Annotated in this window: 1 protein-coding gene; it reads right to left on the bottom strand. The window is 70.0% G+C overall.

Annotated features, from left to right (window positions below; genetic code table 11):
• On the bottom strand, positions 1-1,265 hold a 1,265-nt coding region (locus ACFP9U_RS25135), incomplete at both ends, for a cobaltochelatase subunit CobN (RefSeq protein WP_378625616.1).

Below are 1,265 nucleotides of genomic sequence, written 5' to 3'. Positions count from 1 at the left end.
GTGCGTCCGCGCGCCGGCGCGCCCGACGGCCCCGGCGGCACCCGCTTTCCATCGAGTGCGGCGATGAAGGCCGTGCGCTCACGTTCGGCACTTTCCCGCCGCAGGGGCTCGGCACCGTCCTCCGTCCGGCCATAGACATGCAGCCCGTCCTTGATGGCGAAATCCTTGAGGTCGCAGAGCCAGGCGTCGATCCTGAGCAGGGCTTCTTCCGGATCGTCGCTCTCCGTAACCCCCGCCTCGCCGGCAAGCCCGGTTTCCCTCGCCTTCTCGACGATCAGCTTCGCCAGCCTATCGCGGCGGCGCCGGTCAAGACCGTCGGCCTGTGCGAACTCGTCCACCAGCCGCTCGAGTTCCTGCTGCTCTTCGGAAAGTCCGGCGCCGACGAGCGGCGGTGTGAGATGACCGAGCGTGACGGCGGCGATGCGGCGCTTGGCCTGGGCCGCTTCGCCGGGATTGCTGACGATGAAGGGATAGACAACGGGCAGCGGCCCGGCGACGATCTCCGGGAAGCAGGTGCGGCTCAGCGCCACCGCCTTGCCGGGCAGCCATTCCAGCGTGCCATGGGCGCCGAGATGCACGAGTGCGTGGCAGCCGAGCGCCGCGCGCAACCACACGCCGAAGGCGACGAGATGATGCCGGGGCGGCAGGAAGGGATCGTGATAGTCCACCCGGCGGTCGGCCGCGCGGCCGCGGTCCGGCGCGAAGCAGATGGTGACGTTGCCGAAGCGGGCGGCGCGGAAGCGAAAGGCGCCGTCGGTGAGATCATCTTCAGGTTCGCCCCAGGCCGCTTCCACGGACTCGCGCGCCTCTTTCGGCAGGTCGGCAGCGGCGGCCGCGTAGTCTTGCCCGGAGAGGGAATCGCCCTCGCGTTCCAGAAGGCGCATCAGATCGCGCGGGGTTTCGGGGATATCCTTGACTTGATAGCCCTGCGCCTTCAGGTCGCGCAGCATCTCGATGGCGCTTTGCGGCACGTCGAGGCCCACGGCATAGCCGGCGCGCCCGGTGGCCGCCGGATAATCCGGCAGGATGATGGCGAGCTTTCGCTCCGCGCGCGGCGTCGCCTGCAGCTTGAGGTTGGCGGCGATGCGGTCGGCCACCTGTTCCACCCGATCCGGCTCGGGGCGGTTCACCTGCAGGCCGATGGCAAGGGCGGGGTCGGCCTCCTGCGGCTCCTTGAAGGAGATGGCGCCGGCCATGATGCGCCCGTCCAGCTCGGGCAACACCACATGCATGGCGAGATCGGCCGGCGCGAGGCCCCGGTCGCC

The sequence above is a fragment of the Nitratireductor sp. GCM10026969 genome, assembly GCF_042660605.1.
Classification (GTDB): domain Bacteria; phylum Pseudomonadota; class Alphaproteobacteria; order Rhizobiales; family Rhizobiaceae; genus Chelativorans.
The sequence above is the reverse complement of the archived record's forward strand: the minus strand, read 5'-3'. Positions and strand labels throughout refer to the sequence as shown.